The following is a 12,550-nucleotide window of genomic DNA, read 5'->3' as shown; positions in this document are numbered from 1 at the left end:
CGCTTAACATTGCCTTAACAAGATATTAGCAGGGTCGTTAAACCAGTACTTTTCGGCGGATCTTTCCCGACGGAGTGCGCGGCAATGTGTCGATGAAACGGTAGGCTTTGGGCCGTTTGTATTCGGCAAGGTGTTCGCCCGCCCACGCGGCAAGCGCGGTCTCGTCCACACCATCTGGACCAGCAGGCACCACAAATGCGGTGATCAGACTGATCCCGGGCCCCATCTCAAGGGATGTAACGGCAACCTCGGACACACCGGGATGAGCAATGAGGCAGCGCTCAACCTCCTCAGGCGCCACCCGGTAGCCGAACGCATTCATCAGATCATCGGCCCGGCCTTCATACCAGTAGTAGCCGTCCTCATCTTCGCGAGCCCGATCTCCCGTCAGAAACCAACCCGAGCGAAAGGCTCGTTCTGTTTCTTCAGGACGGTTCCAGTATCCAAGCATCAGACCAGTCTCACTCTCGTGCACCGCGAGCCAACCCGGTTCGCCGATTTCAGCAAACATCTCGCCTGGCAGTGTTTCACTGAGAATGGCGACCTTCCGGCCCTCTTGCGGTTTTCCGGGCGACCCCGGACGTGTCGGCACTGTCGGCCCGCTGGAGATGTAAGTCGATATCTCGCTCATCCCCAGGGCTTCATAAAGAGGACGCCCGGTTCGCATCGCCCAGTCTTCGTGCAGATCGGCTGCCAGAGCTTCCCCTGCCGTCAAACCATGGCGAAGTGCCGGAAATGACATTGGCGAAACATCACCATACTTGAGAATGCGACGGTAGAGGCTCGGAACAGCTGCGAAGAGTGTCGCGCCGCAGGCGTCAATCAGACCAGGCCAGATTTCCGGATCTCTCGGACCGTCATAAATGACGCTGGTCGCCCCATTGGCCCAAGGGTCCATCAGACCCACTCCAAGCGTGTAGGTCCAGTTGAAGGCACCAGCGTGAAGCAACCGGTCGCTCGAGCGCATCCCATACCAGCCATCGTACATGGGCGCACGTCCAGCAGCCGCCCGCTGCGCATGCAGAACCCCTTTAGGCGTTCCACTCGTGCCGGAGGTGTAGATCAGGAAAGCAGGGTCGTTGGCCTCGGTCAGCGCGTAAGAGCCAGCCGGGTCGACCTTCAGGGCTTCGATCTCTCGCGGACCAATCAGCAGCCCCTGACCGTCAGGGAGAACGGTCTTCCCGTCATGAATGATCGCCGAGGCACCACTGTCCCTCAGGATTGCCTCGGATTCAGAGGCGGTGAGCATTTCCGATGTTGGCACCGGAACATAACCACCAGCGATCGCGCCAAAGAAAAGCAGCGGAAAGTCGCTCGAATGTCCAAGCCGCAGCAAAATCCGGTCGAACCGCTTCAGGCCGTGCGCACCAAGACCCGAAGCGATACGAAGGATCGTGTCTTCGAGTTCGCCGTAGGACCACCGCTCCAACAGCAAGCCATCCGACCCGATCACCTCCAATGCCACAGCCTCATCAGAAGCGGCAGCATTGGTCAGGCAGTAGCGGGCCAGGTTCATCTCAAAAAACGTTGTTAGCGTGTCGGGACCGGCTCATCGCCGCGATAGTCATAGAACCCGCGATGAGTCTTGCGACCGAGCCATCCAGCCTCGACATATTTCACCAGAAGCGGGCACGGGCGATACTTGGTATCGGCAAGACCTTCGTAAAGGACCTGCATGATCGACAGACAGGTGTCGAGGCCAATGAAATCGGCCAACTGTAGCGGGCCCATCGGATGGTTCGCACCAAGCCGCATGGCGGTATCGATGGATTCAACCGAACCAACGCCCTCATAAAGCGTGTAAATCGCCTCATTGATCATCGGCAAGAGAATGCGATTGACCATGAATGCCGGGAAGTCCTCGGCAACAGCAACGGTCTTGCCAACGGTCTTCACAAAGCCCTTCGCTGCTTCAAAGGTCTCATCTTCCGTCGCGATACCGCGGACCAGCTCGACGAGCTCCATTAGCGGAACCGGGTTCATGAAGTGAATGCCGATAAACCGTTCCGGCCGGTCTGTCGTGGCTGCAAGACGGGTAATCGAGATTGACGACGTATTGGTCGCCAGCATCGCTTCCGGTTTCAGGATCGGGCAAAGCTGAGCGAAGATCTTTCGCTTGACCTGCTCGTTCTCGACCGCAGATTCAATCACCAGATCAACATCGGCAAGGAGATCGAGATCTTGAGCTGGAGAAATCCGCCCAAGCGCTGCGCTACGTTCCTCTTCGCTGATCTGACCCTTCTGAACTTGCCGGGCGAGATTGCCGTTGATCGAAGCCAGACCTGATTCAATGCGGTCCATCGATAAGTCGCTCAGGGTCACATCAAAGCCCGAGAGCGCGCACACATGCGCAATCCCGCTGCCCATCTGGCCTGAGCCAATTACGCCGATTTTTTTGATTTCGACCACCATCGTCCAATCCGATCCTTGAGTAACGGTCCCTGCGACCGTCCTGCCCGGGCTATTTTTGACAAGTCTGGTGCGAGACGGCAAGAACCTCGGGACGGAAAACTCATTTCCGCCCCGAGGAAGTTCCTTTTGAAGCCAAATGGCTTATTCGACGGCTGCTTTCAGGTCAGGTAGCACCTCGAAGAGATCAGCGACCAGACCATAGTCTGCAACCTGGAAGATCGGCGCTTCCTCATCCTTGTTGATCGCAACGATCACCTTGGAATCTTTCATGCCAGCCAGATGCTGAATGGCGCCGGAAATACCACAGGCAATGTAGAGATCAGGTGCAACCACCTTGCCGGTCTGACCGACCTGCCAGTCATTCGGTGCATAGCCTGCATCAACAGCCGCGCGGGATGCACCGACAGCGGCGCCAAGAGCATCAGCGACAGGCATGATCACTTCCTGGAACTTCTCTTCGGAGCCCAGCGCACGACCGCCGGAGATGATGATCTTCGCAGAGGTCAGTTCCGGACGATCGGACTTGGAAAGTTCCTCGCCCGCAAACTCGGAGAGGCCTGCGGCAGCGGGAGCAGAGACGTCTTCGATCGCAGCGGACCCACCAGCTTCAGCGGACGCAAACGTCGATGTGCGAACCGTGATCACCTTCTTCGGGTCACCGGACTTGACGGTCTGGATCGCGTTGCCTGCGTAGATCGGACGCTCAAAGGTCTCGGCATCGATAACAGCCGTCACATCGGAAATCTGCATCACGTCGAGCAGGGCCGCAACGCGAGGCAGGATATTCTTTCCGTTTGCAGTTGCCGGTGCGACGATCGCCTCATAACCACCGGCCATGTCGACAATGAGTGCCGCCATCGGTTCTGCCAGTTGATTTTCAAGGTCGGCGCTCTCGGCAACCAGAACCTTGGCAGCGCCGGTCAGCGCTGCGGCGCTTTCGGCAACCGGCTTCACCCCGGAGCCAGCGACCAGCACATGAACGTCTGAGCCAAGAGCAACAGCCGCGCTCAGAGCTTTCGCAGTCGCATCGTTCAGCTCGCCACCGGCATGTTCAGCCACAAGAAGTGTTGTCATGAATTTTTCCTCGTGTGACGGGCCCTTAAAGGACGCCGGCCTCATTCTTCAGCTTGTCGACCAGTTCAGCAACGGAGTCGACCTTGACGCCGGCCTGACGGGAAGCCGGCTCGACGGTGGAAACCACGGTCAGGCGCGGGCTGACATCAACACCGAAATCGTCTGGTGTCTTTTCATCAATAGGCTTTTTCTTGGCCTTCATGATGTTCGGCAGGGACGCATAGCGCGGCTCATTGAGACGCAGGTCGGTGGTCACGATAGCCGGAAGCTTGAGCTCCACGGTCTGAAGGCCGCCATCGACTTCGCGAACGACGTCGACGGTGTCGTCGCCAAGATCGACCTTGGAAGCAAAGGTGCCTTGTGCCCACCCCAGAAGCGCGGCCAGCATCTGGCCCGTCTGGTTGCAATCATCATCGATCGCCTGCTTGCCGAGGATCACGAGACCCGGCTCTTCAGCTTCCACAATGCCCTTGAGGATCTTCGCGACGGCAAGCGGCTCCGTGGTTGCGTCCGTCTTGACCAGAATTCCGCGATCCGCGCCCATGGCAAGACCAGTACGCAGGGTTTCGGTCGCCTGCTGTGGTCCGACGGAAACAACAATCACCTCGGTCGCCTTTCCGGCTTCCTTCAGGCGCAGTGCCTCTTCAACGGAGATCTCGTCGAACGGATTCATCGACATCTTCACATTGGCAAGATCGACGCCCGAACCATCCGGCTTCACACGCACTTTGACATTGTAGTCGATCACCCGTTTCACGGGCACAAGGATTTTCATAAGGTTCAATCTCCGCTTGGGCGACATTTGCGCCGCGCCGCACCATTTGGCTTTGCCAACAAAACAGCCGCGTAGCTTAAACGGCGGTTTTCAGCCAGTTATCGCGCATGTGGCGGGACGGTAAATGTCCCTTCGCCGCGTGTCAACGATGGCGCTAGGGAACTTCGAAGATTTGCCGGATCCGCGGAATGACCTCCCGACAGACTGGAATTAAGACCCCGGCATTCCGCGATCGAAAAGCGGCACTCCGCGCCTGCGCAGAAAGACCACAAGAATGGCCCCGGCTGCCAAACCACCGATATGGGCAGACCATGCAACATTGCCCGTTTCGGAAAAAAGCGCGTTCACGATCTGATACAGAACCCAGGCACCAAGAACCCATTGGGCCGAAAGCCGCAGCGGAATTCGGCCCAGGGCAAGGATCCACACCTTCACCTTCGGGTGCAGCATCAGATAGGCTGCAACCACGCCGGCCACTGCACCCGAAGCACCCACCAGCGGTACGTCGGAGCCGAAATTCACGAGAGTATAGGCCAGTCCGCCCGCCGCCGCGCACAGAAGATAAAACAGCAGAAACTTCACGTGTCCCAAGCAGTCTTCGACATTGTCGCCAAAGACCCAGAGAAACAACATGTTTCCGCCCAGATGCATGAGGTCCCCGTGCATGAAAGCATACGTTACGATCGTCATACCCTCAGGTACGCTCTGCAGCTCGGGCGAAAGATCTTTCATGTCGAAAAAGACCGAGGGGATCAGACCGTAGGAATAGGCCGAGGCGTTGAGCACATCGCCGAAGCCGCCATTCTGCATCAGCAAAAAGGCCAAAGCATTCGCCAGGATCAGGCTCCAGGTGACGACCGGCCGCAGCACATGCTTCAGCCCGTTGTGGTCATGCAGGGGAATAAACATGCGGAGCTCCGTCTTCCGCCAGACCGACTAGCGGTTCTTTCCCGGAACCCATAGCACGTCGCCGTCACCCTTCGCATTCAGGAAACGCGAAGCAACGAAGAAGAAGTCCGATAAGCGGTTCATATAGCGCACAGCAGGAGATGTGACCTTTTCGCGCACCGCCAGTTCAACCATGAGCCGCTCCGCGCGCCGGGAAACCGTGCGCGCAAGGTGCAGCTGTGCGGAAGCGGCAGTTCCACCTGGTAACACAAAGGATCTCAGCGGTGAAAGCTCGGCATTGAACGTGTCGATGGCCTGTTCCAGAGCTTCGACCTGTCCATCCGTTACACGAAGCAGCTCATATCCAAGATCTTCACCCGTATCTGGTGTCGCGAGATCTGCACCGAGATCGAAGAGGTCATTCTGGATCCGTCCAAGGACTGCATCCAGCTCGGGCGCTTCCTCGGCGGTATGAAGCCGAACGAGGCCGACAACAGCATTGGTTTCGTCGACCGTACCGTAGGCCTCGATTCTCAGATCGTGTTTCGGGCGACGCTCACCGGAGCCGAGAGCCGTCGTGCCGTCATCACCGGTCTTCGTGTAGATTTTATTCAGAACGACCATTTTGTCCCCGTCAGCGCACTGGTCCGAAAAGATACAGACCACCCATCACAAGCAGAACGACCAGAAACTGGAGCCCGACGCGCCAGCGCATAAACATCTGCGAACGGTTTCCAGGTCCGCCACGCACCATGTTCCAGATACCCAGGACCAGAACGACCGCAACTGCCGCCATTCCGAGCGGCACCAGAATATTCCAAAGTTCAACCATGTCTCAGTCCTGTCTGGCAGAAGCCGGTCTGCCTTATTCAATGCTTTGCGAGGGAGATAGCACCGCCCAAAAGCTCTCATTCTTCCGCATCGGCGGCCTTGCCCAAAAACCGATCGAGCGCCCGCGTGCTCAGGAAACGTTTTGCCACACCAAGCACCGTCGTCGGGATGGTGACATAATAGCGCGGCTTTGGCTTTTTTGCCTCCAGCGCGTGGATCAGTGGTTTGACGACCGCTTCTGCTGGCAATTTGAAAAAGCCAGGCTCGCCTTGCTCCATCCGTTTGCGCCGTTTTTCGTAGCTCTTACGATGAGGTGAGGCAATCAGACCTTCGGGTCCGATCCACTGGTCAAAGTTCGCAAGCGCATTTGCGGTGAAGCGCGTTTCGATCGGTCCCGGCTCGATCAGGCTGACGTGAATGCCAGTGCCAGCCAACTCCTGGCGAAGTGTGTCGGAGTAGCCTTCAAGAGCAAACTTGGACGCCGTGTAGGCGCCGCGATACTTCATGGCAATGAACCCGAGGATAGACGAACACTGGACGATCCGCCCGGACCCCTGGGCACGCATAACCGGAACAACCTGACGCGTCAGATCATGCCAACCGAAGAAGTTGGCCTGGAAAAGCGTCTGGAGCCCTTCCACGGGCATGTCTTCCAGAGCACCTGGAATCGCATAGGCCCCATTGTTGAACAAGCCGTCGAGTTTTCCGTCCGTCAGCTCAAGGATAGAGTCCAGCGCCGCCTTGATCGTCGCCGGCTCCTCATAGTCCAGCAGAAAGGCTTCGAAGCCTTGCTCCTTCAGGCGATCTACATCGGTCTGTTTTCGGGCTGTCGGGAAGACGCGCCAATTGCGACCGCGCATAAGGTGCGCAGCAACCTCCCCAATTCCGGTAGAACATCCAGTGATAAGGACAGATCGAGGCATTTGGTACATCAGCGTTTCATCAAGCATGCGGGATGTCGTCCGGCTCCACTAGATAGGGTCGCCCGAAAGCAATTTCGGTACGGGACCAGCAAAGCCGGCAGCTTCCTTGATGAAGCGCGACTTGAGGCTGGGCATCCGCTCGACCAGCCCCAGGCCAAAATCACGAGCAGCCCGCAAAACGTCGTTGTCATTGGAAAACAGGCGATTCAAGACGTCGGTCACGACGCCCATCTGAAACGCATCAAAGCGCCGCCACCTTTGATATCGCTCCAGAACATCATAGGCGCCAACGTCCTGACCCAAGCGACGTGCTTCGACGAGAACCTCTGCCAGCGCGGCCACATCCTTGAAACCCATGTTGAGACCCTGTCCCGCAATTGGGTGAATGCCGTGCGCAGCATCGCCAGCGAGCGCAAATCGCGGCTTGATGAAATCGCGCGCCAGGGTCAGACCAAGCGGATAGGCATTGCGCGGGCCATCAAGCTCAACCTTGCCAAGGTGATGACCGAAACGGCGTTCCAGCTCCAGCTCAAAGGTAAAATCGTCGCTTTCGACAAGGCGCTTGGCGTCCAGCGTTCGTTCTGTCCACACGAGTGACGAACGATTGCCGGTCAATGGCAGGATTGCAAAGGGCCCCGCAGGCAGGAAATGTTCTTCCGCGCGGCCATTGTGCGGCCGCTCATGTTTGACCGTCGTGACGATTCCGGACTGGCCATAGTCCCAGTGGTTGGTCCGAATGCCTGCCAAATCACGCAGCTTGGAGCGAACACCATCGGCCGCCACCAGAAGCCTCGCGTAAACGGTGTCGCCGCTCGCAAGGTCAATTTCAACCTGATCCGGCGTCGTGCGGAAGGTGGACGCGCTGTCAGGTGCTGCAAACACGACTCCCAACGCTTTCGCCGCTTCGTAAAGAGCCGGCAGCATGACGCCATTGGGCATCATATGCGCGAAAGGCTCACCATCTGCCGCTTCACCGCCAAACGTCAGAAAAACCGGGCGAACGACATCCCGCAGCTTGCTGTCAGTCACGATCATTTCGTTGACCGGCTGCGCCTTGTCCTTGATGTTCGACCATATGCCGAGTTGATCGAGCATTCTGCTCGCCGCCGCGGCAATGGCGGACGCCCTGGGATCCTTGCCGAGGACTTCCATCGGCTTGGGATCGATCACGACAACAGGCATTGTCGCGTCGGCTTTCTTGAGCGCCAGCGCCAGGGACAGTCCAACGTAACCGCCACCTGCAATCGCGACGTCAAACATGGAACTGCGTTCAGCGGCCTCGGCCATTTTTTTCTCCCGGACTTTCATCTGACCCATTCCCTTTGGGCAACTTGACTTATACGTCAAGTCGCGTCCAAGTCTCCAGGTTGCCACCCTCGCGTGGCGCACGAAATCCTAATCACGTCCTATTTAGCAGGGATCGCGCCGATGAACACGGCCATTGACAACCTTCTTCAAATTCTCGACCTGGAACCGTTGGAGCACAACCTGTTCAGAGGTCGCAGCCCCCAGGTTGGCTGGCAGCGGGTTTTTGGCGGCCAGGTCATCGGTCAGGCGCTTGTCGCCGCTTCCCGTACCGTTGTCGAAGACAGGCATGTTCATTCCCTGCATGGATATTTCATGCGTCCCGGCGATCCATCGGTGCCGATCGTCTACGAGGTTGACCGGATCCGCGACGGCGGCAGCTTTACGACTAGACGTGTGGTCGCAATCCAGCATGGCAAGGCCATCTTCTCAATGTCTGCCTCTTTTCAGGTGATGGAAGAGGGCTTGGAGCATCAAGTTGACATGCCCAAAGTCCCGATGCCTGAAGATTTGCCGAGTGAAAAGGATCTGAAAGAGAAGTTCCTCAAGGTCGCGCCCGAACACGTGCGAAAATACTGGGAAAGAGAACGACCCATCGAATTGAGGCCAGTGGATCTGACCCACTATTTCTCTGACAAGCCATTGCCACCAACGCAATACGTTTGGGTCCGCGCCAGCCACCCGTTGCCGGATGACGCGCGCATTCACCAGTGCGTTCTTGCCTATGCGTCAGACATGACACTCCTCGACACGTCCTTGTTCCCACATGGAAAATCGGTCTTCAGCCCGGACATCCAGGCGGCCAGCCTCGATCATGCAATGTGGTTTCACCGCCCCTTCAAGGCCGACGAATGGCTGCTCTATGCCGAAGACACGCCATCCGCCTCAGGTTCCCGCGGCATGAACCGTGGTTCGCTTTACACCCGCGACGGCGTTCTCATCGCATCGACCGCGCAGGAGGGCCTAATTCGGAAGGTCTCAAGGGCCAAGGAAGGAATGCCTGGTTAATTCCGGATAGAGCTGGTGAATCCGGACACCGCAAGCGGGTTGTCGGTCATCGCCTGAGCGTCCGGGGTATCGGGCAGCAGCGCGCCACTAAATGCCTCGAACATCCGCCTGACAAAGCCCTCTGGTAGATCATAGGTGATGAACACCATACGACTTCTGTGATCCTCATCCGGCCAGGCTTCCAGGGTCGCTGGCGGATGAAAAACGTGCTGAACACCATGAATCACAACGGGCCTGTCCGGATCTTCGGCGATTTGCACAATACCCTTCACACGCAAAAGCTTTGGCCCGTGAGCCGAACGCAGCAGATCGATGAACATTTCCAGCGCTGACGCGGGAATGGGTCGATCTGTCGCGAGTGTGAAGGCCCTGATCTTGTCATCGTGACGGTTCACATCATGCGCGTGGTCGTGATCATGATCGTGCCCGTGAGAATGTCCATGTGAGTGACCATGATGGTGGTCATGATGATGATGGCCACCCCCATGGTCATGCCCATGCGAATGAGAACCTTCATAGGCTTCCGCGTTCAGCCATTTTGCAACATCTGGAATTTTCGTCTTCGGGTCGTAGAGACCTGCATCGAACAGGCGTTCGGGAATCGCTTCACCCACCTGCGCATCAAGCAAAAGCGCCCCTGGATTGAGTTCGTTCAAACGCGCTTTCAGCGCTGCCAGACCTTGAATTTGCGCAGGTGTTTGAACAAGATCCGTTTTCGTCAGCACAAGGCGGTCGGCAACTGCGGCCTGACGGCGCGCTTCCTCGTGGGTCTCGATGGTCTCGAGACCGTTGATGCCATCCACCAGGGTGACGACACTTTCAAGCCGATACCGCATCACCAGATAGGGATGCAGCATGATCGTATGCAGGATAGGCGCAGGGTCTGCGAGGCCGGTGGTCTCGATAACCACTCGCGCCAGCCGGTCCATACGGCCATTGTCGACCCTGCGCAGAAGATCTTCCAGCGTGGTGACAAGATCGCCTCTAATCGTGCAGCAAAGACACCCTGAGGAAAGCTCGAGAATACCGTCACTTGCCTGATCCACCAAAAGATGATCGAGGCCAATCTCACCAAACTCGTTGATGATAACCGCCGTGTCGGCCATCGACGGATCCTGGAGAATCTGATTGAGCAAGGTGGTCTTTCCTGATCCGAGAAACCCGGTGATCACCGACAAAGGGATCGGCGGCTTGGGGCCTCGCTGTGGTGCTTCAGGCACACCTGCGGAATCGGGAAGATCGGTCATCGCTGCCTCTGGTCATAAGTCGGCAAAGATCGCCGAAGGTGCTTATGACCTAAGTCGACAAGTCAGAAAAATCCAGTACGGGATGTGAGAACAAGCCTATCGGGAATGATTAGGCCATGTTTCTCCGTTTTCGGGAAATGGCAGAGGCGGTGAAGGTCAGGCGGAAATATCGCTTGCTTCTTCGCTCTTGTTTTCCTCTTCATCGGCCGTTTCCATCTCGGCATCAAGGCTGTCTTCTTCCGGGGCAATCACGGTACGAACCGCCAGGGCTGCCGAGCGAAGGGTCTCGATCACTTCTTCGATGGAGCGTCCTTCCTCCAGCTGCTTGGCCGAAAGGTCCGCAAGATCAGCCAGAGCAAGAATGGTCGCGGAGCTTTTCGGTTCCACCATCATTGAAGACTACTCCCGATAGAGCGACGGCATCCAGACCGCTACGCCCACTGTTCCAAGCAACAGAAGAGAATCACATCTGTCAGCGCAATAATGCCACGACATGGTATTTAATTGGTAACTGTATTGTTAATATTTACAGTTAACATTTCTTTAATCAAAGCGGAATTTCGATTTTCGCTTTAGCGTTGGGGACTTGGCGACGGGACCGGAATTGCAAAATTCTGCCCTTTCCGGAACAAAGACCCCGGCGCAGGCTCATCCGTCGCCAGGCCCGACCTTAAGAAATCGGTTTGCGCAACCGCACCGGAAGTCTGTGTCGCCGCTTCGGCGGCGGGCGAGAGCGTGACTGCACGACCTGGATGCCTGTTGGGCAAGGGCACATCGATCAAGGGAACAGGCGCCGCAGCCACATTGCCGGCCGCGGCTGGCGCTTGCGCCCCTTTGGGAACACCCGTTCTGACCGTGATTGGAGCATAGGCAATCCGGCGCGGGCCGATGGTCCTGTCCATTACTTTCACCCAGTCAATCTTTCCGTTTGGAAGCTTGACGGACTCAACTTTCGAAGGTGTGTCGGTATCGGCAGAATTGGTTCGCAAGCCGGGGATGATGATGCCGCCCTGCTTCTTCGCACCTGAAAACGACAGAACGGAACTCTTGCTGTCCTGCATGTCATAACGTGCCATGACGCCTTCCGCGCCAGGCTTTGGATTGCGCTTGCAATACCGGTCGGCCGGCGGATTTCCACCACTGCCACGCAGGTTGGTTACAGTTGTTCGACCCGGACGTTTCTTGAAGGCCTTGTCCAGTGCGTCACGGCTGAATGCAATGCGCTCCAGCCCGGATGCTGCGCCAAGCACGACGACTATGATCGTTCGTCCGCGCCGTGTGGCAGATGCAGCAACATTATAGCCGGCGTTGCAAATATACCCGGTCTTCATGCCATCAGCGCCCGGCACCCTCAGCAGGAATTCACGGTTGGCCGAACGAAGGGTTTTCTTTCCGAATTTGATTCCCGGATGCTTGTAGTAGGATCGCGCCTCCGGGAAATCTGCCCGCAATGCCATGGCAAGGATTGCCATGTCGCGCGCAGTCGAAACCTGCCGGTTGTCCGGCAATCCGTGTGGATTGACGAACACTGTGTCCCGCATGCCAAGCCGGCGCGCTTCGGCATTCATCATCGCAATAAAGCCAGCCTCCGACCCGGCGATCGCTTCACCAATCGCAACCGCAACATCATTGGCCGACTTGATCAGGATAATCTTCAGGGCCGCATCAAGTGTCAGCTGCGTGCCAACCTTGAAGCCCATCTTGCTCGGGGGTTCGGAGAGGGAATTCTGCGATTGGGTGACGGCCGACGTCAGCGTTGCACGGCCTTCGCGAACAGCTTTGAAGGCAACATAAGCTGTCATCATCTTGGTCAGGGAGGCTGGATACCACTTTCGGGTCGCATCCTTTTCATCCAGCACTGAGCCAGTTTTCGCATCCACGACGATATAGGCGCCAATATCCGCAAGAGCGGGACCGAAGGCGGCGGAGCTGACAAGAAGAAGACCTAGGAGCCCAAAGCGGCGTAAAATTTGGCAAAATAAACTTGCGAACACGATACCCTCGCTGGTCGATGCCCAAAAACCCACATTCCGATGCCCATGTTGAGCGTATGCATAACCGATACGTGGGCGGCTTTGCAAAAAATT

13 protein-coding genes are annotated in these 12,550 nt (G+C 57.2%); 1 reads left to right on the top strand and 12 read right to left on the bottom strand.

Annotated elements, in window-relative coordinates:
• Nucleotides 1-37: 37 nt before the first annotated feature.
• The 9 genes from ABJZ52_RS13815 to ABJZ52_RS13775 form a co-directional block, all read right to left on the bottom strand.
• Nucleotides 38-1,516, bottom strand: coding sequence for an AMP-binding protein (locus ABJZ52_RS13815; protein ID WP_348191889.1), 1,479 nt, complete (start codon nt 1,514-1,516; stop codon nt 38-40).
• Nucleotides 1,517-1,530: 14 nt separating this feature from the next.
• Entirely contained in the window at nt 1,531-2,412 is an 882-nt protein-coding gene (locus ABJZ52_RS13810) for a 3-hydroxybutyryl-CoA dehydrogenase (protein WP_348191892.1), read from the bottom strand.
• Nucleotides 2,413-2,553: 141 nt separating this feature from the next.
• Nucleotides 2,554-3,486 (bottom strand): electron transfer flavoprotein subunit alpha/FixB family protein, encoded by a 933-nt coding sequence (locus ABJZ52_RS13805; protein ID WP_348200049.1) that lies wholly within the window; start codon nt 3,484-3,486, stop codon nt 2,554-2,556.
• Nucleotides 3,487-3,511: 25 nt separating this feature from the next.
• Nucleotides 3,512-4,261, bottom strand: a complete 750-nt coding sequence (locus ABJZ52_RS13800; RefSeq protein WP_348191897.1) for an electron transfer flavoprotein subunit beta/FixA family protein — start codon at nt 4,259-4,261, stop codon at nt 3,512-3,514.
• Between the two features lie 210 nt (nt 4,262-4,471).
• The gene (locus ABJZ52_RS13795) at nt 4,472-5,170 is read right to left on the bottom strand and encodes a rhomboid family intramembrane serine protease (protein WP_348191900.1); all 699 of its coding nucleotides are present in this window, start codon (nt 5,168-5,170) and stop codon (nt 4,472-4,474) included.
• Nucleotides 5,171-5,197: 27 nt separating this feature from the next.
• Nucleotides 5,198-5,773, bottom strand: coding sequence for a cob(I)yrinic acid a,c-diamide adenosyltransferase (locus ABJZ52_RS13790; RefSeq protein WP_348191903.1), 576 nt, complete (start codon nt 5,771-5,773; stop codon nt 5,198-5,200).
• A 10-nt stretch (nt 5,774-5,783) separates the two neighbouring features.
• A complete protein-coding gene (locus ABJZ52_RS13785; RefSeq protein ID WP_153771597.1) occupies nt 5,784-5,981 on the bottom strand; it encodes a twin transmembrane helix small protein in 198 nt (65 codons plus the stop codon).
• A 76-nt stretch (nt 5,982-6,057) separates the two neighbouring features.
• Nucleotides 6,058-6,930, bottom strand: coding sequence for an SDR family oxidoreductase (locus tag ABJZ52_RS13780; RefSeq protein WP_348191906.1), 873 nt, complete (start codon nt 6,928-6,930; stop codon nt 6,058-6,060).
• A gap of 21 nt (nt 6,931-6,951) precedes the next feature.
• On the bottom strand, nt 6,952-8,190 hold the full coding sequence (locus ABJZ52_RS13775) for a ubiquinone biosynthesis hydroxylase (RefSeq protein WP_348191909.1): 1,239 nt from the start codon (nt 8,188-8,190) through the stop codon (nt 6,952-6,954).
• Between the two features lie 141 nt (nt 8,191-8,331).
• On the opposite strand from ABJZ52_RS13775, the gene tesB reads away from it, so the two are divergent.
• Nucleotides 8,332-9,216: an acyl-CoA thioesterase II gene (tesB, locus tag ABJZ52_RS13770; RefSeq protein ID WP_348191911.1), complete on the top strand. Its 885-nt coding sequence runs from the start codon at nt 8,332-8,334 to the stop codon at nt 9,214-9,216.
• Here the strand turns inward: tesB and ABJZ52_RS13765 are convergent.
• From ABJZ52_RS13765 to ABJZ52_RS13755, 3 genes are all read right to left on the bottom strand, one after another.
• Nucleotides 9,213-10,463: a GTP-binding protein gene (locus ABJZ52_RS13765; RefSeq protein ID WP_348191914.1), complete on the bottom strand. Its 1,251-nt coding sequence runs from the start codon at nt 10,461-10,463 to the stop codon at nt 9,213-9,215. The genes tesB and ABJZ52_RS13765 overlap by 4 nt on opposite strands.
• 156 nt (nt 10,464-10,619) lie before the next feature.
• Nucleotides 10,620-10,856: a hypothetical protein gene (locus tag ABJZ52_RS13760; RefSeq protein WP_348191917.1), complete on the bottom strand. Its 237-nt coding sequence runs from the start codon at nt 10,854-10,856 to the stop codon at nt 10,620-10,622.
• A 179-nt stretch (nt 10,857-11,035) separates the two neighbouring features.
• A complete protein-coding gene (locus ABJZ52_RS13755) occupies nt 11,036-12,457 on the bottom strand; it encodes a D-alanyl-D-alanine carboxypeptidase family protein (protein WP_348191920.1) in 1,422 nt (473 codons plus the stop codon).
• Nucleotides 12,458-12,550: the final 93 nt, after the last annotated feature.

It is taken from the genome of Roseibium sp., assembly GCF_039982295.1.
Classification (GTDB): domain Bacteria; phylum Pseudomonadota; class Alphaproteobacteria; order Rhizobiales; family Stappiaceae; genus Roseibium.
Note: the sequence above shows the minus strand (reverse complement) of the source record. Positions and strands in the feature narration are given on the sequence as shown.

What these genes read in the sequence shown, in the direction of transcription:
- ABJZ52_RS13815 (WP_348191889.1), bottom strand. Translation starts at nt 1,516, where the DNA reads ATGAACCTGGCCCGCTACTGCCTGACCAATGCTGCCGCTTCTGATGAG.
- ABJZ52_RS13810 (WP_348191892.1), bottom strand. Translation starts at nt 2,412, where the DNA reads ATGGTGGTCGAAATCAAAAAAATCGGCGTAATTGGCTCAGGCCAGATG.
- ABJZ52_RS13805 (WP_348200049.1), bottom strand. Translation starts at nt 3,486, where the DNA reads ATGACAACACTTCTTGTGGCTGAACATGCCGGTGGCGAGCTGAACGAT.
- ABJZ52_RS13800 (WP_348191897.1), bottom strand. Translation starts at nt 4,261, where the DNA reads ATGAAAATCCTTGTGCCCGTGAAACGGGTGATCGACTACAATGTCAAA.
- ABJZ52_RS13795 (WP_348191900.1), bottom strand. Translation starts at nt 5,170, where the DNA reads ATGTTTATTCCCCTGCATGACCACAACGGGCTGAAGCATGTGCTGCGG.
- ABJZ52_RS13790 (WP_348191903.1), bottom strand. Translation starts at nt 5,773, where the DNA reads ATGGTCGTTCTGAATAAAATCTACACGAAGACCGGTGATGACGGCACG.
- ABJZ52_RS13785 (WP_153771597.1), bottom strand. Translation starts at nt 5,981, where the DNA reads ATGGTTGAACTTTGGAATATTCTGGTGCCGCTCGGAATGGCGGCAGTT.
- ABJZ52_RS13780 (WP_348191906.1), bottom strand. Translation starts at nt 6,930, where the DNA reads ATGCTTGATGAAACGCTGATGTACCAAATGCCTCGATCTGTCCTTATC.
- ABJZ52_RS13775 (WP_348191909.1), bottom strand. Translation starts at nt 8,190, where the DNA reads ATGGCCGAGGCCGCTGAACGCAGTTCCATGTTTGACGTCGCGATTGCA.
- tesB (WP_348191911.1), top strand. Translation starts at nt 8,332, where the DNA reads ATGAACACGGCCATTGACAACCTTCTTCAAATTCTCGACCTGGAACCG.
- ABJZ52_RS13765 (WP_348191914.1), bottom strand. Translation starts at nt 10,463, where the DNA reads ATGACCGATCTTCCCGATTCCGCAGGTGTGCCTGAAGCACCACAGCGA.
- ABJZ52_RS13760 (WP_348191917.1), bottom strand. Translation starts at nt 10,856, where the DNA reads ATGATGGTGGAACCGAAAAGCTCCGCGACCATTCTTGCTCTGGCTGAT.